Below are 21,665 nucleotides of genomic sequence, written 5' to 3'. Positions count from 1 at the left end.
TTCCTCTCCTTGTTTATACACTTTTTTAATCACTTGTGAGAAGGTCATTTTTCTACAGTATAAATCTTAATATCCTCTGACTAAAAGGTTTACCTCTATTCTTATCGAATTATATTAATATCTTATAACGCGAGGTGAACATCTTGTTCAGTAATATAGAATTAGTTTTAGATGCTAAAGCAAGTTTAGCTGAAGGACCATGTTGGAATGAAAAAAAGCAACTTTTATATTGGGTTGATATTATGGAGAGAAAATTATGCATCTACAATCCTACCGCTAATACGAACCGAGTAATTGCACTCAATCAACAAATTGGCTGTGTTGTTCCATATTTAGAGGATGTACTACTCTTAGCTATGGAAAAAGGCTTTTATTCTATTAATGTAAATACCGAAAAACTGACACATATTTTTGACCCTGAACCACATTTAATAGAAAATCGTTTCAATGATGGAAAATGTGATCCAGCTGGTCGTTTCTGGGCAGGTTCTACAGATACATACGGTATGAATGCTGCAGGTTCCTTGTATTGTTTACATCATAATTTAAGTGTAGAGAAAAAAGTTTCACATGTAAATACATCAAATGGAATTGCTTGGTCACCTGATCATACATACTTTTACTTTATAGATACACCTACTAAAAAAGTGGTTCGCTATCAATATAATATACGTACTGGAGACATTCATAATCCAAGTGATGTAATCAATTTCTCTGAAAATGATGGTCTACCTGATGGTATGACAATTGACGAAGAAGGTTGTTTATGGATTGCACATTGGGGAGGTTCAAAAATAACTAGATGGAATCCATCTACTGGAGAACAAATATTAAATATTCCAATTCCAGCTTTATATGTAACATCATGTACATTTGGAGGACCTAATTTAACAGATTTATATGTTACAACAGCCAGAACAAGAATGACGGATGACGAATTAAAAGAGTATCCACATGCTGGTGGTATTTTTCGAATTCAAACAAATATAAAAGGTTGTCCTACATATGAATTTTGCAATAAAAATATTGGGGCTGAAACAATATAAACCGTATCGATTACATAAGACAAGAAGAAAAGAAATATCACGACCTTTGCTATGAACAATATAAACTATTTGAAATTGGCTCTTGGCTGTACAAACCGGTTAAAACAGTTATGGACTTGATGGATCACTTTGAAGGACAAAACAACTTGCAAGTACTTGATCTTGGCTCTGGCGTCGGTAGAAATAGCATTCCAATTGCACAAAAATTAAGAAATACTAGCGGCACTGTTACATGTGTTGATTTACTTAATTCCGCTTTAACAAAGCTACAAACTTATAGCAAAGAACATGATGTATTCGAGGTTATAAAAACAGAACAAGCAGAAATTGAAAACTATCATATTGACTCTAACGCTTATGATTATATCGTTGCAGTATCAAGTTTAGAGCATGTTAAATCAAAAGAAGATTTTAAAAAAGTGCTCCATTCTATGAAACAAGGGACAAAAAACGACGGTATTAATTGTTTAATTATTAACTCTAACATACAAGAAATTGTTTTAAAAACGAATGAAGAATTAGAAGCTTTAATTGAAATTAATCTCCCAACTGATGAAATGATACATCTATTAAAAAGTATTTATAAAGGATGGAAAGAAGTAAAAGTTGAAATAAAAGAATTAGCTTATAATATAGTTCGTAATGAAAGACACATTCAATTAAAAACAAATGCTATAACGTTTGTAGTTCAGAAATAATCGTATAATAAAGATATGGTTATTTCTCTCAGATTTATTTTTATTGCACGAAATTTGCAAGTATAAATATTTATGAAACAAAAAAATAAAAGAGCACTTGTTTCCGCAAGTGCTCTTTTGGGGATTTTGAGATACCCTATTAACGAAAGTTAAGGTTACTTAAAGTTAAAAGGTATTTATATTATATGCTTGTCCTTTTTATTTGTGCATAATCAATATATAAACATCTTTAATCATTCTTAATAACTTTTAGTTATCGTTCTTTCTTACATTTTATCATTAAGAAATTGATTGAAGGTTTATTTACTATGTTCTTATTTGGTTCATCAATTTCCGAAACTTGTACTAATCCATATTGATTAAAATCTTTTTTTATAGATTCAGAATCATAGAAGAACATTTTTACACCTTCCATTATCTCATAATAATCTTTATCCAACTGTTTTCTTTTTCCGTACATGGGAGCTTTTTTAGAAACAGTTGTAAAAACCATATATCCTCCTGGTTTTAACTGATTATAACAATCTTCAATAAATTTCTCTCTTTCCTGTCCATTCAACAAATGAAGAAGTGCATGACTAAATATCCCATCATACAGTTTATTATCAAAAGGCATTTCGTTTACTGAACCGTGATACATACTAACATCTTCTAGTCCGTTTTCTCTTGCTAAATCGATCGCTGTTTTCGAAATTTCAATACCTGTTACATTTATACTATTTTCGATAAATACCTTTGCGTTTCTACCATATCCAATACCGGGAACTAATATGTCCTTAATGTTCTTTTCTAGAAAAAAATCTTTTGTCAAAATTGCAGATTCTGTAGGTTCAAATCCCCACATTGTTTGTTTCTCAATAAAACTTGATTCCCAAAATTCCATTTTATTTTTATCTCCTTATTCTTATCTCATGTTTAATATCACATGAAAGACCTATTCATTTTAACGCTGCTTTTTTCACCACAGTCACTATAGCTCCATTGAATATAGCATATTAATAAGCCTATATCTAATTTAAAGATTGGCTGAATATCTATTCTAAATATTAACTTTTACATTTAGAAAAAATAAAAAATGCCAATAATTCAATTGTATATTGGCATTTCACATAAGAAATTATCTTTTTATTTTGTGCTGATCTAATGTTTTTTCTAACATTTCTAAAGTTATCGGTTGAGCTTTCTCTATTAATTGATAACCAATACGTCCATTCGGCTCAGCTGTAACTTGCTGCAAAATCTTTAAATCATGTATTCCTTTTTCTCTTAATTGCATATAAAGTTGTTGTTCAGACATTTTTGCCTTCATCAAGTTCGCTTTAATAATCTCTCCATTTTCAACAATTACAAAGCTACTGCCATTTAGGAATTGTTCCGCCTCCCTTGATTTCAGTTCAAAGAAATGAATGATAAGAAGTACGCTTGCAAATATTACAGCTGCAAATATAGATGGGACTACTTTCCTACTTAATACAGGCTCTACAATAATACGCGCAATTGATACTACTATGATGATTTCAGCTCTTGTCATTTGGCTAACAGATTTACTACCTGTCATTTTTAATGCAAGAATCCCAGTGAGAATTAAAATAATGCTTTCAACAATAATATGCATAATAGCCCAATCCTTTAATGGTAAATGTTATTAGCATTCTAGATGCACTTTAAACTTTTTGGTGAAAATTAAAACTTACATATATAGAAAATGGATCTATTTAGATCCATCTTTTTTCAATAAGAATTTGATGATCTATTTTCTATTGTCAAAAAAACAAAAGCACCCAAATGGATGCGTATAGATTAAACTTATTCATTATTACTTTCTCCACTTTGATCATCAACTGATTTCGAGTCTAACATGCTGCCTATATCAGGCGGTAAGGCTAGCTCTATACCAGCTACTGGTTGATTATCTTCATTAAACCATTGTTTCTTAAATTTACTCAATTCTTCATTTTTCTTATTTCCATCCATATTACCCCGCCTTTTATGTACGTGATATTAAATACTTTACTTAATATGTACATTGAGAAAGATAATATACGATTTGTACATAATGAAAGAGCAACAACCCGTTGTGCCTATTAAAAATTAACACGTACATGCTACTCCTCGTTTTATTATCATATTAATGACAAAATATATGTGAGCTACGTGACAAGTACGTTGTCATTTTATTCATATGAGACAAATACTTTTAAAGGAGTAATTATTCCTTCACTTAATTCCTCAAAACATTTTTCAAGCGCAGTATAATGAATTTCATGTTGAAAAATCTCTTCTATCCATGGCGTCTGTTCTATTTGACTAAAAAACCAATCTGCATGTTTTTGGTAATCATATCCATCACTTGAACCAATGATTTTCAATTCTTTTCGATAAAAGTCGGCTGTTAATGTTAAGTCTTCTATATTACCATCAGAAAGAATGCATATCGCTCCATTACTATTAATAGCCTTTTGCAATGTGTGAAACCCTCTATTTATAGCAGAACATTCCAAACCGTAATTATATGTTTCTATTATTTGTTTTTCTGAATCAAAGAGGTTTTTCGCACCAAACTTCTTTGCAAATTCTCTTCTATTTTTATTAGGCTCAACAACATCCACACGCTCAACACCTACATAGTATTTTAAGAAATAACAAGCGAGTAAACCGATAACTCCCATTCCAGTAATAAGTACTTTTTCATCCTGTCGCGGGTCTAGCTTCAATACTCCTTTAGCAGCATCACACGAAAGAATAGATAATAAAGCAACTTTAGGTTTTATATAACTAGGCACTCGAATTACTTTATCTCCCTTAACTATTCCTATCGTTTCATGTCCATAAAAAGAAACTACTTTATCACCTACGTTTAAATTTGTTACTTTATTATCAACTTGAATTACTTCACCATAACTTTCATATCCAGTTTTTTTTGGATAGATAGGATTTGTATCTGTAACATCCGATTCTTTATACTGTGGTAACTCTGCTCCAATACTTATTGCACCTGCAATTGTTTTAACGATAATTTCATCGTCCTGTATGTCCTTAATTTCATTTGTTTCCCACTCGATTTGTTTAGGCTCTTTCAAAATTAACTTATATTGTTCCATTTATATCCTCTCTTTTTATAAAGATGTTATAAGTAATATTGTTATCCATCTAGTTATCGACTATATTTATTTACCTAATAGAGAAATTACCCTTGCCCAGGTTTATACCGTTACTGCTTCTGTACATTACTGTTCAGCATCTAACACTTTAAGATTACTATTCTGATAACATCTTAAGAAAAGTTGTTGCCGCCCAAATAAAATACGCAAGTTGCGTAACGATATACATCGTAATTTCAAAACCTGTAAGCTTTCTTTCCCTTTTTATTTTCTTTAAATATCTATAAAAACAAAATGAACATAAGATCAGTAAAACAATAGACATTTGATATAGATTTTCCAATAAAAGAACTGCCATTTATTTCATCACCTTTCCAATAGAAAATAGGCTATAGTTCAAGCATATCACAAAAAACGGGATTAATTACCATATTATCCCAAGGAGATATTACCCAATTAAAACCAGTCACCTTTTTGAATTTACTCAATACAATGTTATATAATCAACTACACACGATATAATAGGAGATTACTTTCTTTCACTGCAAATGCTTAGGAGGAAGTTGTACATGCAATTGATTCATAACATAAGAAAGGCGTTTCATAACCTATGTCACTACGATACAGTCAATTTAATACACGCTATTCAATCATTAAATATTTCACTTCATAAAATATCTCCTTTTATTACTTCACCAGTTAATCTTGAATACGGAAGGAACGTTATCTATCAGTCTGAATTTGTAGAGATTTTAGTATTAAATTTCCCCAGCAAAGCAAAGACTTTTGTGCACGATCACGGAATATCTGTAGGATGTATACTAATAGTCAATGGTACGCTACAAAATATAACGTACGAAAATAATAGCGAGCGGATTGAAGAGTTTACAGAGGGAAATATTTTCACAGTAAAAAAAGATACTGTGCATAAAATGTATAATGCTACAGATTCGGCAGTAATAACTTTCCACGTATATTCCCCACCATTAAAACATGTCCAAATATATGAATAGTCTTTAGAAGGAGGAAATATGCAAAATTTGAAAGATTACTATATAAAGAGCTTACAAGATGGTCGTAACGTTTGGCTCTATGGACAAAAAGTAGATGTAACTACAGACAAACATTTTGCAGGAACATTAAGTACCATTTCTAATTTATTTTCATTGTTTGATGATCCAATACGAAGAGATTCTGTTGGATATGTTAGCCCAAAAACGAAAGAATTTGTCCATACAGCCTTTTTAATTCCGAATTCCTATAACGAATTATTAATGAGGAGAACCGCTTTTGAAACGTGGAGTTATGCTACAGACGGTGTAATGAGTAGACTATCTGATTACGCAAGATCGAGACTTACCGGCTGGTACGTATCAAAATATTTTTATAAAAAATTCGATGTACAGTTTCCAGATAAAATTACATCTTATTATGAAGAAGCGAGAGATAATCACTTGTTCTTAAGCGTAGTTCAACGTGATCCACAAATACATCGATCTACAGAATCAATGTTGAATACAAATGACTTAGGATTACTAAGAGTTACGAAGAAAACTTCTGACGGAATTTATTTAAGTGGTGCTAAAATGATCGGTACTGCTTCTCCTTATTCAAATGATTTATTAATCTATCCATTAGCAAAACTGACTGATACTCAAAAAGATTTAGCTCACTTTCTCATTGTGGCAGCCAATTCTCCTGGATTACATATGGTTTGTAGAGAACCATTTGCGAATACACATTCAATTACAGTTGATTCCCCTCTTAGCTCACAGTACGATGAAATGGATGCACTATTAATCTTTGATAATGTATTTGTACCATGGGAACGTGTCTTACTATATAACAACCCTGAAGCGTTATGGGCAATAAAGTCAGATATAGCTTCTAGTAGTTTAGCTTATCACCAAGCAATTGTACGATTAGTAGTAAAGCTAGAATTTATAACTGCAATTGCTTGTGAAATTGCTGAAGCAATCGGTGCTACTACTTATTTGCATGTTCAAGAGAAGCTTGGGGAATTAATTATGCAAATCGAAACAATTCGCGCACTTTTAATTGCTGCAGAAGTTGAAGGTACTACAAATGAAACAAAAACTTATTTGCCGAAATTTAAATATATCGAAACTGCAAGGAATCTTGGTTCCAAATATTATCCCCGTGCAATAGAAATTTTACAATTAATTGGAGCAGGTGGTTTCATTCAACTTCCTTCGAGCTCGAATGACTTCCAGAGTCCGATAGCTGATTTATTGAAAAAATACTTTAATGGAACGAATATAGATGCCGAACAACGTACAAAATTATTTAAGTTAGCCTGGGATATCATCGGAAGCCCATTAGGATCTAGACACGAATTGTACGAAAGATTTTACGCGGGAGATTCAATACGAAATACAGCTACGCAATATGTAAATTATGATAAAAATCATTTTAAAAAGATGCTAAGTAAATATTTACATTAATGAAAAAGAGCACTTTTTGCTAAGAGTGCTCTTAAAAAACATATAGTTATTCAGTTACATATATAGTTGCTCCGGCCACAACTGCTACTTTTCTCCGTAATCGTTTCATTTTATTCAACTTTTATAATTCAGCTTTATAACCTCTGGTATATGCTTCCTATCATATTTCCTCATATAGGCTTCTCCATCTGGAGTAACTAATTGTAAAACAATCTCACAACAAACCTCCTAATTCAAATTATTCCTTTCTAAACTGAAAATCCAACTGTCTTGATTGCTTGATTTCCTCAATTACTTTACGAATACCTTCTTCAATCTTATCTTCTTTTACATTCGAAACATTTAATTTTAATAGTTTTTCTTTAGGAAAATCCCTCATATAATTCTTATCAATAGTATCGACACTTATTTGAATGTCACCTAATTTTTGTATAAGTGTTTCTGTAACTATGTTTTTCTGCATTTCTAAACAAGTGTGTATTCCCAGTGTGTTTTGTCTATTATATGTAAATAATGATGAATTTTCATTTTGCACTTTTTCTAATGTTTCTGCTAGTTTTATTGATCTATTGTAGTAGGAAGAATTAATTTTACTTTTATGACGTTCAAACATACCACTCTTTATATAAATTTCTAAAGCCGCTTGAGAAATCATCGGACTATCAATATCTAGTATTTTTTTGTATGTATAGAAAGCATTTGCAATGGATCGTGGGATGACCGCAACTCCAACCCGTAAACCTGGAAAAATAATCTTCGAATAACTTTTCAAATATATGACATGACTACAATTATCCAAGCTATATAACGGATCTGCTTTTGAATCAGTTTCTAAATCTGCTAAATAATCATCTTCCACTATAAATACATTGTATTTCTTAGCCAATAGTGTGATTTTTTCTTTCTCATCTTTAGAATAAGACGTTCCAAGCGGATGATGATATCTCGGTATCGTATAGAAGAATTTTATTTTTCCAGTTTGAAATATTTGCTCCAATTCATTCAAATCGATACCTTCATTCGTACGTCTAATACCGATTACAGGAACTTTATTTATTTCTAGATAATCAATATATAGATGATATGTTGGCTGTTCAATTAATACAGTTTCATTTCCATTCGGAAATGGTATGGAAGTTAATATAGCAAGTGCCTGCTGAACACCTGACGTTATAAAAATATTTTCTTCTTTTGTAAAGACTTGATAATTTGCTAGTTGTTTTTGAATAACTGGTATTAAAGATGGTAACCCTTTCGGCGTTCCATATACAAACAAATCATTTTTATACGTATCAATAGCCTTATTAATACAATGTTGAAAATCTAAATATGGGAAAACATCTGGATCTGGTGCTGAGGAAGCAAAATCAATTATCTCGTTATTTTCTATGGTACTCCCAGATTTCTTAACAACGTAATATCCACTTTGAGGGACAGAATATATAATATGACGCTTTTCTAATTCATGAAGCGCACGTATAACTGTCGCCTTATTACATTCATATTGCGTAACGAGTGACCGTATAGACGGTAATTTCTTTCCTTCATTTATTTCTCCATTTTGAATCATATTTTCTATGTCGTTTAAAATATGTAAATACTTATACATATTACACCTCCTTCAGCAATTTTCTATTTAATTATATCGATTTTATATTCATATAGCATTCATTCCTCAATTAGTTAATTTTCCGATCATCTATATCGTAAATCCCAATAGCGTATGAATCATTTTCAATCCATTTCTTTACTGCTTCTGTTTTAAGTACCCCTTCAACTTCTTTTTCTATTTTCTGTCCAAGTTCTCTCGCCCTTACTTCACCATCGCTAATCTTAGTTTTTATATCAATGGTAACAGGTTGATTCTTTTTATAATTTATTTGCTGAATCCCAAACCCTTCATATCCATTCTTCCTGAATACGTCATCAAATATCTGTCCAAAAACTAACTCCCATCTATGTTCTGCATTTACAATCTCCTTGTTTCTTTGAGATATATTTACTTTATAGGACATAACACCTTGAATTTGCAATCTTTTATTAATTTCTTTTTTTATTTCGTTAGCATTTTCGCTATCAGCAATTTCTAAATCTACTATTCTTGCTTTTTCATCCCATATAGCAGCACTAAAAAAAGATTCCTCCTTTACCGCTGCTGTAGCAATATCCATCACTATAGAATCTTCACTTTTAGCATCTTCAATCTCATTCTCACAGGCACATAATAAAGCAAATGGAATTAAAAATACAAGTACCTTTGTTCCCTTTCTCATGTAGCACCCCTCCACACATTTTCATTTACGATAAACTTTTTACTTTGACATATAAATACCTTCTATAATTATTAAATTTAACATTATTTCACATTTTCCCCACTTAACAAGGGAATTACAATTAATAAATAGAATATCTCTATGAATAAATAAAAAGTGAGGGATATATAATGCAACGTGTAAATACGATTGATATTAGTAATGTACTACAATTGGAAAAAACTCTTTCGACTTTGTTAAATAAGATGATTTCTTCAAAACTAGACCTTGAAAATTGGTTAAAAGAGCAGTCAAAAGTAATTTGGGAAATCGAAGAACAATTAAGATTACATTACATCGCCTTTCAATGTAATACGGATGATGAAGAAATAAAGGATACATTTGAACATGATCAACAATTTGTAAAGCCACTTTTAAAGCGGTACCAAAATTTATTGGATAATAAATATTTAGAGTCACCTTTTCGAATGGAATTAGATTCTAACGTATATGGTTTATTAGATACAAAAATAAAAAATGCTCAAAAGTTATTTTGTGAGGAAAATATTGAATTAGAAATACAGGAAGACAAATTAGTCACAGAGTACTTTGAAATCACTGGAGGATTAAGTGCCATTTGGGACGGAGAAGAAAAAACGATAACAGAATTACAATCCTATTTACAAGATTCGAATCGTGACATCCGTAAAAAGGCAAAAACTATTATTTCTGAACAATTTTTATCTGTTGAAAAAGAACTCCAAAACATATTAAATCAATTAATTGAAATTCGCCATCAAAAAGCAAAAAATATTCAACTAGAGAATTATCGCGATTATATGTTCAAAAAATACGAGCGTTTTGATTATTCAGCGATAGATTGCTATGAACTAGCCGAATCCATACGTAAGTATGTTGTGCCTCTTAAAGATAAAATAATGCTAGAGAAAAAAGAAAAACTGCAAGTAGATACACTTCGCCCTTGGGATGTATCAGCTGTAACTCCAGATCAAAAAGTACTTAAACCTATTGCAAATGAAAATGATTTAATTGAAAAGAGCACTCATATCTTTAATAAACTAGATGTTGAATTTTCAGCACTTTTAAACCGAATGTATAAACACAATTGTCTTGATTTAACAAGCCGCAAAGGAAAAGCAGCTGGTGGCTTTTGTGAGTACTTACCAGCTTCACAATTATCTTATATTTTTATGAACTTAAATTATACACAAGATGATATTATCACTTTTATACATGAAATGGGTCATAGTATTCATAACGAACTCATAAAACCATTAGAATTACGACAGTATATAGAAGTTCCAGCTGAAACAGCTGAACTAGCCAGTATGACAATGGAGTTATTCTCGCTTAATTATTGGGATACCTTCTATACAGACAAAAAAGATTTAAAACAAGCAAAAATTAACTTCTTTAAAGATGTTATTTCATATTTACCTATCATGCTTATTGTAGATCAATTTCAACACTGGCTGTATGAAAATCCAATTCATACTTCTGAAGAAAGAAATGAAAAATACTTACAACTTCAAAAACATTATCAATCTAGCGTCATACATATTGATGGCTACGAAAACTGGATAGCAACGAGTTGGTTACCTGTACTCCATATTTTTGAAGTACCATTTTATTATATTGAATACGCGATTGCCCAACTTGGGGCATTACAAATGTATAAACAATATAAAGAGGATCCTAAGCAAACACTAGAAAATTATAAAAAGGCATTATCACTAGGAAGCTCGCAATCTATAAAAGAAGTATATGATGCAGCCGGTATTCGTTTTGATTTCTCTGGTGAAACCATTAAAGAACTAATGCTATTTGTAGAAAAAGAATTAGAATTACTTGAGCAATTATAAGAAGAAAACTACACCTATATTTTAGGTGTAGTTTTCTTCTTTATTTTATTAATCAGTTCTATGTACTGAGTATCTCCATATCCGATTGTAGGAAAAAGATGAAACAACTTCTTTAATAATTCTTGAGTTGATAAATCTTTATTTTTAGAAATGAATTTCATTACTGCATTATCTTCTGTTAACATTTCTAAAAATAAGTCTATAGCCTGATACATTACAGGTGGTACCTTATGGGGGGTCTTTTTATGGTTTACTAATACTTCATTGTATATAGAAGAGTAATTCCCCAATTCAAGTTCAATTTGATTTACTTTAAATTCATCCTCTCTAAAGCTATTTAAGTATACCTTCCCTTCATAAGCAGACTGTTCAAGGTGAGAAAGTATGGTAAGTAGGTTCATTTGGCAAAACATATCTTCACCAAACCATAGAACAATACATTTATACTTTTTCGTAAAAAGGTTTTCTAACGGATCTATAACCTTTTTTATATAACTTTCTACTGAACTGTTATGTCCTTTCGCTCTTGTTTTAATAAACTCTTCATTAAAAACTTGAGTAGTAGCCGAGTTCACACACATTGCCTCATTAAATGGGGCATAATCAGAATCACCCATTAGCTTTTTATTTTTAAATTCTTCATACATAACTTGACCATTTAATATGTTAAGTACCTCTTTATCAAATAGCTCACTCTTCCTATTTCGCAACTGTTCAACCTCTATTTTTCTAGAAATATTCATATTAAACGCCCCTTCTTTATTTAAATTTAGTTTAAGAAATGATTGAATAGACATTTTGTTAAGTTGATATTCTCTTGGATTCATTCCAAAAACATTTTTACATATTCGATTTAGCCATTCCTATTTATAGTGCGATAGAATATTCATTTGCTGGAAATGGGAATATCATTGACTATGAACATTCTATTACAAAAGCACTATTTGAAGGCTACCAAGAGGAAAATGAACTACCAAAAGAGATGATAGACAAGTTTCCATTATTTATTAAATTAAAGGAGATTTTTGAATATAGCTTAATGCATATGTATTGGGATAAAGAAGAATTAAGGGAGGAACAAGTACGGATTATGAACCTTTATAGGATGAAGATCGAAAATAAGAATACCTATATCAATATTTAAGAACGCTGTTGTTTAACTACAAGGAAACTTTGGTTAAACAACAGCATTTATTAATTTGCTGACAGCCTTTTTTATGACTTATAAATACTGATTCAATAATCTTTTCAAATACACTTCATTTTGCGGTGATACTTTTTCAGAAAATCTAGCTGCAATAATAATAGGAGCCCATTGAAAAACTTCATCTCTTGATAAGCCGGTACGACTGCAATATATATGTAAATACATCTCAGCTAATTCTACCGAAGATTGTGAGTACAACAAGTATGTTCGAAATACATCTGCGCGAATATCACCTGAACTTGCATCTACCCAGTCTATAACTTTCACTTTCTCTTCCTTACTCAAAATCAAATTAAATGGATGGAAATCTCCATGACATAGCCTAAAATCAAATGTAATAGAATCTAATTTTTGTAATATATTCTTCTTTTTGCTTTCATCCAATTTATGTACAGATTTAATTTGACGCTCTAACCTTTTCCTCATTAACTCCATTTCATCTGTATTCACACGTATAGCATGGATCTTTTTTTGCTCATTAACACAAAGTCCGATATAACGCTCTGCCTCATTCAAATTATTAAGCAGGAGATTACCAATGTTCTCCCCTTTTACATATTCCATAATAATTGCCTGTCTATTTTGTATCTTTGTCACTTCAAATACGTTTGGAACTGGCAGCCCGCATGAATACGCATATTTTTGTTTTTTTGCTTCCTTTATAGACTCTGTATCTGAGAGGTAATCTTTAAATAATTTTACAACCTTATCATCAGTTAAATAAATTTCTGCTGTATTCCCTTTTGCAATCGGATTACCTAAAACCACTTCATTTCTCCCCTTAACATAAATTAAAATAACACCTTATACCTCTCTTTAAATTCACTATAATCCTAGCTAAAACCTTCTTCACGAATATACAAAAAACTTACCGCTTTCCATCCTTAAATAGAAAGCGGTAAGTTTAATTGTTTAGGAATATCAGAATGAAACTCTGATGTATGCACAATTGAAAATGTATATCCTTGCTCAATAAATGATACTTCATTACATTTATATTCAAATGATACACCATTTTTCTTAAAGTTATTTTGGATTCGCTGTAAAAATGCGACGTCTGGTGTTCCGAAAGAAACGTGTACTTTCGGTGATAGAGCTTTCATCGCGATTGGAATCCAAGGTCGCTGCCACCAAGTTGCGACGACATAAGCAGTGCCACCAACTACAAAGTTAAAAATATCCCCGTCTTCCATCGTTTTCATATTTAGATTTGATTTCAGCCATTCCCTAAAAATAGGTACACTTTTAACAGGAAGACCAATTTCCCTTACATATAAAATGTTTAAAGGTGACTGCGGTACTAATACATCTTCTTTAACATAACTATGCGCGATAATTTCGAGTAGATTTCCATCTCCGTCTTTAAAGTATAAATTGAATCGACCATCCTCTTCATCAATTATATGACCATCTTTCCATTTCGCAATGAGTAATCCAGACTCCTCAAGCCATCTTGCTGTTTCATGAAATTTTGAATATGGGATTTCAAAAGCAACATGTGCAGGTGCAATTGGTTCATACACTTCTTGAAAACTAATTGTTGTATAAGGTGTTACTTCAAATTGAATGAAGGATGCTGTTTCTTTTTTTATTGGAAAAGATAATATGTCCTTATAAACTTGTTTTACCCCTTCCATGGAAACCGTTTGTAGTTTTATATCTGATATATGTGTAATCACTTTACATTCCCCCTCATTTCTTATTATCTATTCGTATTGTATTACACTTATAAATAGATAAAATCAAACGGAAGGATGGATTTTTCATATAGAAACTACAACTTTAGTATGAATATGTTAGCTCCAATTATTTTTTATTTCTGCTATAACAATTTCTGGTTTATCCCAGTGCAACATGTGTGTAGTATCAGGAATTACTTTTACTATCCTGTCCGTTTTCTCTTTGAAAACATTTACTGTCTTATCTCTATAATCCGCCCAAACTTGTGGAACTGTAGCTCGGAGTAATACAATATTAGCCGGCAGCTTCTCATATATATCTATCGTTTCATCTTTATGCATACCTCTTATTATATTACTAGCTGTATTCCCCCTGGCATGCCACCATACTTTGTTATCCATTTCGATCCCTAGGTCCTTTACAGCAACTTCTAACAATGAAGACCACCTAGTATAAGCTTCTTTTTCACTTTTGAAAAATTCGTCCCAATTATTAAAAACGTATTCATCAAAGTCCTTTTCATAATAAGCAATTTCTTCTTCCAACGTTTTTTCTTGAAGCCTTTTTGTTTGATATCCACCATCAATAAGAATACTTCCTTGTACTTTTTCTGAATGATGTAACAAATAAAATAACGCTACAAAACTTCCCCATGAATGTGATAGAAAATAGAAGTATTCGATTCTCAATTCATTTATTATTTCATTTAACCAATTTGCTAAATTCTGCATCTCATAATCTTCTGTTCTTTCAAATGGCGGTGTTTTACCATGTCCAGGTGCATCAACGGAGATAAATCTATACTCTTCTTTTAATTCCTCAGCAATTTCTATAAAACTTAAACTCGTACTACCTAATCCATGTAAACAAAAGATAACGGGCTTGTCATTATTCCCCCATTCAGTAATATGTACATTTATTTTTTCATTGCTAATATAGTAACGTTTCAAAACATTTATCCTCCATATTTTGATTTACACTTTATTTATTTCTATTATTTTCAAGTATTTCCTGTATTCTTTTCCACACAAAAAGCTGCTTTTCTTTAAATGAAAAGCAGCTTTTACGCTAAAATATATTATAATTTAACAGCGATAATCATAAATCTTTTTGAATTTGTATGAATCCCTTTTTCAGAACTATTCGTGTCAATGAACTTTTGTAAAATAGTAAAATCCTCTTCCTCTTCTCCAAATCTAGGAATAATAGGTGTATGTTTTAATAAGAAAATAAGATCTTCAGGCGTACTGTAATAATCAGTAACATCATATTCACGTACTTGCACGAGTTCAAATCCTGCATTTATAAGTTCACCCATATACTTTTCTTTTAAAGTTCCATCTCTTTCACCTAAGCATTGTCCTCTCCCAAATGTCTCTTTTAGGTTTAATTTATCATGTTCGCTAACTTGTTGCGTTAAGAAAAAAGCACCCTTTTTCATTACTTTTGATAATTCAGTCGCTGCAAATGGTGCATGACAACTTGAAGCGATATCAAAATGCGCATGTGGAAACGTTAAAGCTTCAGAACCCATTTGAAGAAACTCAACATTTTGTACACCTGATTTTTTCAAATTAGAATGTGCCGTTTCAATCATGCCGTTAGAATTATCAATTCCAATTAACAATTTAGCCCAAGATGCTATGTTAAGTACATTTTCTCCTCCACCTGTACCAACATCAAGTAGAATGTCTGATGGTTTACATCTTTCTTTTACTTCTCCATAAAAGTCCCATACTTCTCCTACAGTTTCACTTTTTATTTTACTAAAATCCCATCCATTTAATCTTCCTACTTTATCATAAAAGCTTTTATACTCTAATTCATTCACCTTATAATTTCCCCTTTGTAAAAATAAATTAAACATGTATTATAACCTGCAACACTGTTTAATTATATATTATAAAATAAAAATTATTAAAACAACATTTCACTTCGCACTACATTTAGTTTACATAACAATTTTATAGTTTATCTTTAACTATATGTTCTAAATGTCTTCTTCCCCAACTACACATACTATCCAAAACAGTACTGACTGTTTTTCCATGCTCAGTTAAGCTATATTCTACTTTAGGTGGTATTTCTTGATGATGCTTATGAATCTTATAAATCTCTTTCTCTTGTAAAAAGGCCTGGCCATAATAATGAAATTGCACATACTGTTCTATATTTAATGCAAAATAGTTTTACTACAGGTAATGTATTATTTCCAGATGGAGGGTACACATATCATTAATTATTAAAAATTTAATGCCTCCTTGTATTAACTAGCATTAAGGAGGCATTATTAACTAAAAAAGGGATCTATTAATGTAGGATCTTCTTTCAAAAGTTCTGCTAACAACACTAATTGCGGAAAAGGTCATAAGATTAACTCTTTATCCAGCAACCCCTTTTGTTCTCGAATCATTCCGCCTCCTCGCATAAAAACCGCCCTAATTTCTATTCCCTACAATTTTATATAAAATCAATATTATAAAGTAGGATTCAACAACTTCTTACAGAATTCTATATTTAATACGTATTGGACGGATTATTTTCAAGTTCCTCTATAAAAAAGGGAGGTCATACAATTGTGAAATTTGTACAAGAACAAAGATTAACTGTCAAGACAACTTTTTCAAAAGAATACAAGATTTTTATTTTTGGTTTACTCATTTCACGAATCGGGGATTCACTATATACTTTTGCACTGCCTTGGATTGCCTATCAATTAACTGGTTCAGCTGTAATTATGAGTTCTTTATTTGCTGTTAACGTATTGCCAATCGTTTTATTTGGCCCTTTAGTTGGTGTACTAGTTGATCGATATGATCGAAAAAAGTTACTTTGGATGGCAGATATTACCAATATTATTTTAGTAAGTCTCGTACCAATTCTACATGCATTACATCTATTAGAAATCTGGCATTTATACGTAATTACTTTTATCTTAGCAGTTATGTCCATGCTTTTTGATGTAACAACTGTTACAGTCATTCCACACATCGCAGGTGCATCATTAACGAAGGCTAATTCTTTATATCAAATGGTTAATCAATTGGCTAGTTTGTTTGGTCCAATCATAGCTGGGCTTTTCATATCTTTTATTGGCGGCTTTCAAGTACTTTGGATTAATGTTCTTTCATTTATTGCTACATTAATTGCTGTGATTATATTACCTTCTATGAAAAGCTTAATCAAAAAGAATACCGATAAAAATACATTGCAAAATGTACTAAATGATTTGCTTGATGGATTTAAATGGCTCAAAAATGATCGGTTAAATATAGCTTTGTCACTTCAAGCTATGGTAGGTAACTTTGGAGCAAGTGCTGTTTTAGGTATACTTATGTATTATTTATTATCGACATTAAATCTTACCTCCGCACAAAGTGGCTATAATTATACTTTAATAGGAATAGGTGGGCTTTTAGGAAGCTTAATTGCCATTCCTTTAGAAAAGAAATTTCGACGTGGTGTACTTATTCCTTTACTCCTATTTTTAGGAGCGCTTGGATTAACATTTGCTTTGTGAAGTACATATTGGCTCGCTCCCGGAATTGCTTTCGGAATCGCGATGACATGTAATATCACATGGAATACGATTGTTACATCAATTCGCCAGGAAACTGTTCCATCCAATTTGCAAGGACGTGTTTTAGGTTTTTCTCGTGTACTTACACGATTAGCTATGCCATTAGGCGCATTAGTAGGTGGAATTATTTCAGCCTACAATCCTGTATTTATATTTGCTTTAGCTGCTTTTACTAAATTAATTGAAGTCTTTATTGCCTTATATAGTCCGATACGAAAACTGTAAAGAGGGAAAAGTACATATTTTGAGATATTAATAAAATAAAAAAGGCATAAAACATGCCTTTTTTATTACTTATTTGTTTATTGGATAACAAACTTCTGTAACCCACTTATTAGGATCCGCTTCCATCGCTGGGCTCACATGATAAATATTAAACATCGGGCCTACTAATTTGTAACCCTCTGCCTCAATCCATTTTGCCGCAGCTTCATTTACAGCTGTCATCTGTTCATAACTTCCATTAACCGTTATGGAAGCTACATGAATTGATTCAATCTTTTTAAATGTAACGTCTTTTGTATTTTCGTGCTTACCAAGAATACTTAGCTGTATTTCTATATCTACATCATTTTCTTTGTATTCACGATCATGGAAAACCGCAATACTATAACTCGAATGGGCAATACTAATATTTTTCATTTGAATTTCTTGCATCAATATACTCCATAAATCACCTTCGCAATTATACGATGGAATAATCTTTCTAACACTAGCTACAGTTCTTTCTGGAATTTCTTTTATTGAAACATGATAATTCATCTCAACAACATCCTCTCTCATCATTTTCATTGAGTCTTCGAGGAGACGTAATTGTTTTTGGAGGTTATTCATGTCTTCTTTAATTTGAGCACTACGATTAAAAAATTGCTCTTTTATGGTATCTATATTATCGCATTCTATTATTTCTTTGATGGTAGCAATATTAAACCCCATAGCTTTTAACGTTTGAATTTGATTTACTTTTTTTAATTGGTCTGCTGAATAAAATCGATATCCACTCTGCTCATCGACTTTTACTGGTTGTAGTAATTCCACTTTATCGTAGTGTCTCAACATTCGTATACTAATGGAAGATAGTTTTGAAAAATCCCCTATTTTAAACATAATTTCCTCCTATAAGTTACATCTACTTTGAAGCTCAACTTTATCTTAAACAATGACATTGTGTGAGGGTCAACTGTTTATAACGTTTGAATTATATTTCTTTAATTATTTACCCTTATATACTCTTCTGTCTTATGCCTATAAAGATTGATAATAATCCGTTCACAGCTAATAAAATTACTATAATACTTGTAAGTAAACCTACATCTGCCGCAAATATTTTTATCGTACGCCATGGTGAGCTTGTACAATAAGTAAGAAGTGGAATGAAAATAATAGATAATAGTAGGAATAGAGCCCCTACGAATAACCAAGTTAATTTTTTTACAGTTTCCTTATGTTTATATTTTTTAATTAACATAATTGATGAAATGAAAAGCGCGAGTATAACTGTAGACATAACAATTTGTGTAAATGGTATGCTTTTATGGGGATCAACCGGTTCTTCTTCATTCAAAATATTAATAATCCCCTTTTTTAATACTGAAAGTGCTGGTTCTTCTAATACATGATTTTTATTTGTTAAAATCACACCACCCCAGCCACTTTTATTTAAAGTAAATATTTCTGTACGAGCATCGGGCGTTGATCCTGAATGCCAAATCATCGTTTCGCTTTCATTTATACTTGTTGTTCTTAATCCAAAACCATAGCTTTTTTCTGAATTTATGTTATAAAGTGGTGTAAGATAAAGGTCGATGTTTTCTTTCTTTAAAAATTGAGTATCTTCTTGTCGATTCAAAAACATAATAAATTGAATCATATCTTCCAAATTTGCGGTAATATAACCATACGGTGCCCCGGCATTATCATAGGATACTACACTTTTTCTTGGTATGCCAAACCATGACTGATAACCTGTTAAATAGCCTTTTTCATATGCAGTTTCTTTACTTGCTACCGCACCATTCATATTTAATAGCTGAAAAACATGTTTTTCCATATATGAGGAATATGTATCATTTGTAATTTCCTCAATAAGTGCACCTAAAACAATATAATTCGCATTACTATATTGATATTTTTCTCCTGGTAGAGCAGTTAATTTTACATTTGAAAGTCTCATTACATTTTCTTTTAATGCTGTAGAACTTTTGGATTGCTTATCTGATATTAATAAGCCTTCATATGTGTTTATTCCGCTTGTATGAGTTAAAAGGTGTTGGATTGTTATAGATGAGGATATTTGAGAATCTTTTAGTTTAAACCAAGGAAGATGTTGTTGAACTGAATCCTCTAATTTTATCTTTTTGTCTTCTATTAATTTCACTATAGCTAAAGCTGTTAAAGATTTGCTTATTGAGCCGATTGCAAATGGTGTTTTACTAGTTATTTTTTTTTCAGATTCCCCAGTAATCCCCCACGTTTTAGTGAAGAATACATCTTTATTATGTACAATTGCAACAGCAGCCCCTGGAATATTCTGTTCCTTTATAAATTTTTCAATATACTTATCTAAAGTAGCTTTAATATCTTGCTGAGCATATGCTTTTGGATAAATGATACATAATACTATTACATTACAAAGAATATAGATTTGAAATAGTTTATAGATAGTTTTCTTCATTATACTTTAGATAGCTTTCTTTTTTTATAACTTACTAAGCTAATAAACACTACTACAGAGAGCATAAAGCTAATCATTATTAATAAAACGTTCCACCATTGATTCTCTGATATGCGATATAAAATATTATAATTAAATGTATTTTTGCTATTAGTTGAATTAAATGATTCAGTTAAAAATATTGAAAATGTAGTTTGCGAGATGAGGTAAGTAATAATTGCGATGAATATGCCACGTAAGATAAATGTGTTGAATTTTCCTTTTTCATTTTGAAGTTGTTTCATTTTAACTTGTAAATCAATTTCATTTATTTCTATAAAATCTTTAACAAATAATTGAGGGGTACCTAAATCATCTATACTGTCTTCACCATGTTCATGACACTCTTGAATATGTTCTAATATTTGTCTCTTAATATTTTCCCTTTCTTCTAAACTAATATCGTATTGCTTTAATTCCTTAAGTACGTCTCTTAAAAATTGCTTTTCTTTACCTATCAATTTATTCCTCATTTCAGAAGGTCTCCTTTCAAACCGCTTTTTAATAATGTTTGAATGTCCAATTGCAATTCTAACCACTCATTAATTTTCTTCTCAAGACGTATTTTCCCATTTTCATTAATTTCATAATAAATCCTCACTTTACCACTGTCTGTTACCTCTTGATAAGTGTTAACCCACTCTTGATTTTTCAACTTAGTTAAAATAGGATAAATACTTCCTACTCCTTTCAATTTTAAATTGTTTATTTCAAGTTCTTTCATAATCTCATAACCATAACTTTTCTTTTTCGACAAAATAGATAATACACACATTTCTAAATGACCTTTAATTAAACTTGTTCTATCCATAGGATAAATTTAACAGAAATATATACTTCATTCAAGTATATATTTCTGTTAAATTTAAAAAATCACACAATGAAAAATAGATTAATAAACAAAACATATCACTTACGAACCATTTTAAACCTTAATTTTCGCTTTTATAATATAATAATTACATAATATATTAATCGTTTATCACTATTTGTTTTGTATCTCTCCTTCCATATTACTTCTTTTCTTATTGAAAAATATT

At 31.0% G+C, this 21,665-nt stretch carries 22 protein-coding genes and 4 pseudogenes; 8 read left to right on the top strand and 18 right to left on the bottom strand.

The genetic code is table 11. The features are described from left to right. The first annotated feature begins 143 nt into the window (after positions 1 to 143). Both MKY21_RS12715 and MKY21_RS12710 read left to right on the top strand, forming a co-directional pair. On the top strand, positions 144 to 1,046 hold the full coding sequence (locus MKY21_RS12715) for an SMP-30/gluconolactonase/LRE family protein (RefSeq protein WP_000492422.1): 903 nt from the start codon (positions 144 to 146) through the stop codon (positions 1,044 to 1,046). Beyond that, entirely contained in the window at positions 1,043 to 1,744 is a 702-nt protein-coding gene (locus MKY21_RS12710) for a class I SAM-dependent methyltransferase (protein WP_001079461.1), read from the top strand. The genes MKY21_RS12715 and MKY21_RS12710 overlap by 4 nt, the downstream gene beginning before the upstream one ends. A 253-nt stretch (positions 1,745 to 1,997) precedes the next feature. On the opposite strand, the gene MKY21_RS12705 is transcribed toward MKY21_RS12710, so the two are convergent. From MKY21_RS12705 to MKY21_RS12685, 5 genes are all read right to left on the bottom strand, one after another. Then, positions 1,998 to 2,627: a class I SAM-dependent methyltransferase gene (locus MKY21_RS12705; RefSeq protein ID WP_000397590.1), complete on the bottom strand. Its 630-nt coding sequence runs from the start codon at positions 2,625 to 2,627 to the stop codon at positions 1,998 to 2,000. A 234-nt stretch (positions 2,628 to 2,861) separates the two neighbouring features. Beyond that, positions 2,862 to 3,359, bottom strand: a complete 498-nt coding sequence (locus MKY21_RS12700) for a DUF421 domain-containing protein (RefSeq protein ID WP_000547582.1) — start codon at positions 3,357 to 3,359, stop codon at positions 2,862 to 2,864. A gap of 191 nt (positions 3,360 to 3,550) precedes the next feature. Then, positions 3,551 to 3,718: a hypothetical protein gene (locus MKY21_RS12695; RefSeq protein WP_000348947.1), complete on the bottom strand. Its 168-nt coding sequence runs from the start codon at positions 3,716 to 3,718 to the stop codon at positions 3,551 to 3,553. 200 nt (positions 3,719 to 3,918) lie between these two features. Next, complete coding sequence (locus tag MKY21_RS12690) at positions 3,919 to 4,845, bottom strand: zinc-binding dehydrogenase (protein WP_000438838.1); 927 nt, start codon at positions 4,843 to 4,845, stop codon at positions 3,919 to 3,921. Between the two features lie 157 nt (positions 4,846 to 5,002). Continuing rightward, entirely contained in the window at positions 5,003 to 5,203 is a 201-nt protein-coding gene (locus MKY21_RS12685) for a hypothetical protein (RefSeq protein ID WP_000279681.1), read from the bottom strand. A gap of 211 nt (positions 5,204 to 5,414) precedes the next feature. On the opposite strand from MKY21_RS12685, the gene MKY21_RS12680 reads away from it, so the two are divergent. Further along, the gene (locus MKY21_RS12680) at positions 5,415 to 5,858 is read left to right on the top strand and encodes a cysteine dioxygenase (protein ID WP_044797376.1); all 444 of its coding nucleotides are present in this window, start codon (positions 5,415 to 5,417) and stop codon (positions 5,856 to 5,858) included. Between the two features lie 18 nt (positions 5,859 to 5,876). Beyond that, positions 5,877 to 7,310: a 4-hydroxyphenylacetate 3-hydroxylase family protein gene (locus MKY21_RS12675; protein WP_341076392.1), complete on the top strand. Its 1,434-nt coding sequence runs from the start codon at positions 5,877 to 5,879 to the stop codon at positions 7,308 to 7,310. Between the two features lie 114 nt (positions 7,311 to 7,424). Here MKY21_RS12675 and MKY21_RS12670 read toward each other — a convergent pair. The 3 genes and pseudogenes from MKY21_RS12670 to MKY21_RS12660 all read right to left on the bottom strand — a co-directional run. Further along, positions 7,425 to 7,535 (bottom strand): annotated as a pseudogene (locus MKY21_RS12670) (carboxypeptidase regulatory-like domain-containing protein); the annotation flags it as partial. A gap of 13 nt (positions 7,536 to 7,548) precedes the next feature. Beyond that, a complete protein-coding gene (locus tag MKY21_RS12665; RefSeq protein ID WP_097797164.1) occupies positions 7,549 to 8,919 on the bottom strand; it encodes an aminotransferase-like domain-containing protein in 1,371 nt (456 codons plus the stop codon). Between the two features lie 70 nt (positions 8,920 to 8,989). Then, positions 8,990 to 9,583 (bottom strand): DUF4030 domain-containing protein, encoded by a 594-nt coding sequence (locus tag MKY21_RS12660; protein WP_044797378.1) that lies wholly within the window; start codon positions 9,581 to 9,583, stop codon positions 8,990 to 8,992. A gap of 170 nt (positions 9,584 to 9,753) precedes the next feature. Here MKY21_RS12660 and MKY21_RS12655 point away from each other — a divergent pair, with 170 nt between their 5' ends. After that, entirely contained in the window at positions 9,754 to 11,445 is a 1,692-nt protein-coding gene (locus tag MKY21_RS12655) for a M3 family oligoendopeptidase (protein ID WP_001190035.1), read from the top strand. Between the two features lie 14 nt (positions 11,446 to 11,459). Here the strand turns inward: MKY21_RS12655 and MKY21_RS12650 are convergent, their stop codons facing one another. Further along, positions 11,460 to 12,272, bottom strand: coding sequence for an AraC family transcriptional regulator (locus MKY21_RS12650; RefSeq protein WP_232292424.1), 813 nt, complete (start codon positions 12,270 to 12,272; stop codon positions 11,460 to 11,462). Here MKY21_RS12650 and MKY21_RS12645 point away from each other — a divergent pair. Continuing rightward, the gene (locus MKY21_RS12645) at positions 12,263 to 12,589 is read left to right on the top strand and encodes an aminoglycoside phosphotransferase (RefSeq protein WP_341076387.1); all 327 of its coding nucleotides are present in this window, start codon (positions 12,263 to 12,265) and stop codon (positions 12,587 to 12,589) included. The genes MKY21_RS12650 and MKY21_RS12645 overlap by 10 nt on opposite strands. A gap of 78 nt (positions 12,590 to 12,667) precedes the next feature. Here the strand turns inward: MKY21_RS12645 and MKY21_RS12640 are convergent, their stop codons facing one another. The 5 genes and pseudogenes from MKY21_RS12640 to MKY21_RS12620 form a co-directional block, all read right to left on the bottom strand. Beyond that, positions 12,668 to 13,420 (bottom strand): aminoglycoside phosphotransferase family protein, encoded by a 753-nt coding sequence (locus MKY21_RS12640; protein ID WP_000242842.1) that lies wholly within the window; start codon positions 13,418 to 13,420, stop codon positions 12,668 to 12,670. A 116-nt stretch (positions 13,421 to 13,536) separates the two neighbouring features. Then, positions 13,537 to 14,331 (bottom strand): VOC family protein, encoded by a 795-nt coding sequence (locus MKY21_RS12635; RefSeq protein WP_000627961.1) that lies wholly within the window; start codon positions 14,329 to 14,331, stop codon positions 13,537 to 13,539. Positions 14,332 to 14,448: 117 nt separating this feature from the next. Next, positions 14,449 to 15,282 (bottom strand): alpha/beta fold hydrolase, encoded by an 834-nt coding sequence (locus MKY21_RS12630; RefSeq protein WP_044797381.1) that lies wholly within the window; start codon positions 15,280 to 15,282, stop codon positions 14,449 to 14,451. Between the two features lie 128 nt (positions 15,283 to 15,410). Continuing rightward, positions 15,411 to 16,163 carry a class I SAM-dependent methyltransferase gene (locus MKY21_RS12625; RefSeq protein ID WP_001003884.1) on the bottom strand — a complete coding sequence of 251 codons (753 nt, stop codon included), beginning with the start codon at positions 16,161 to 16,163 and terminating at the stop codon, positions 15,411 to 15,413. Between the two features lie 133 nt (positions 16,164 to 16,296). Beyond that, positions 16,297 to 16,461, bottom strand: a pseudogene (locus tag MKY21_RS12620) (winged helix-turn-helix transcriptional regulator); the annotation flags it as partial. On the opposite strand from MKY21_RS12620, the pseudogene MKY21_RS12615 reads away from it, so the two are divergent. Then, positions 16,428 to 16,571, top strand: a pseudogene (locus MKY21_RS12615) (SDR family oxidoreductase); the annotation flags it as partial. The pseudogenes MKY21_RS12620 and MKY21_RS12615 overlap by 34 nt on opposite strands. A 339-nt stretch (positions 16,572 to 16,910) precedes the next feature. Then, positions 16,911 to 18,137 (top strand): annotated as a pseudogene (locus MKY21_RS12610) (MFS transporter). 69 nt (positions 18,138 to 18,206) lie between these two features. Here the strand turns inward: MKY21_RS12610 and MKY21_RS12605 are convergent. The 4 genes from MKY21_RS12605 to MKY21_RS12590 all read right to left on the bottom strand — a co-directional run bounded on the left by MKY21_RS12605 (position 18,207) and on the right by MKY21_RS12590 (position 21,400). After that, positions 18,207 to 19,019, bottom strand: a complete 813-nt coding sequence (locus tag MKY21_RS12605; RefSeq protein ID WP_044797383.1) for a MerR family transcriptional regulator — start codon at positions 19,017 to 19,019, stop codon at positions 18,207 to 18,209. Between the two features lie 115 nt (positions 19,020 to 19,134). Then, the gene (locus tag MKY21_RS12600; RefSeq protein WP_341076383.1) at positions 19,135 to 20,586 is read right to left on the bottom strand and encodes a serine hydrolase domain-containing protein; all 1,452 of its coding nucleotides are present in this window, start codon (positions 20,584 to 20,586) and stop codon (positions 19,135 to 19,137) included. Next, complete coding sequence (locus MKY21_RS12595) at positions 20,586 to 21,098, bottom strand: hypothetical protein (RefSeq protein WP_001244705.1); 513 nt, start codon at positions 21,096 to 21,098, stop codon at positions 20,586 to 20,588. The genes MKY21_RS12600 and MKY21_RS12595 overlap by 1 nt, the downstream gene beginning before the upstream one ends. Further along, positions 21,095 to 21,400, bottom strand: a complete 306-nt coding sequence (locus MKY21_RS12590; RefSeq protein WP_002094025.1) for a PadR family transcriptional regulator — start codon at positions 21,398 to 21,400, stop codon at positions 21,095 to 21,097. The genes MKY21_RS12595 and MKY21_RS12590 overlap by 4 nt, the downstream gene beginning before the upstream one ends. Positions 21,401 to 21,665: the final 265 nt, after the last annotated feature.

This window comes from Bacillus sp. FSL R9-9497 (assembly GCF_038005805.1).
Classification (GTDB): Bacteria; Bacillota; Bacilli; order Bacillales; family Bacillaceae_G; genus Bacillus_A; species Bacillus_A cereus.
Note: the sequence above shows the minus strand (reverse complement) of the source record. Positions and strands in the feature narration are given on the sequence as shown.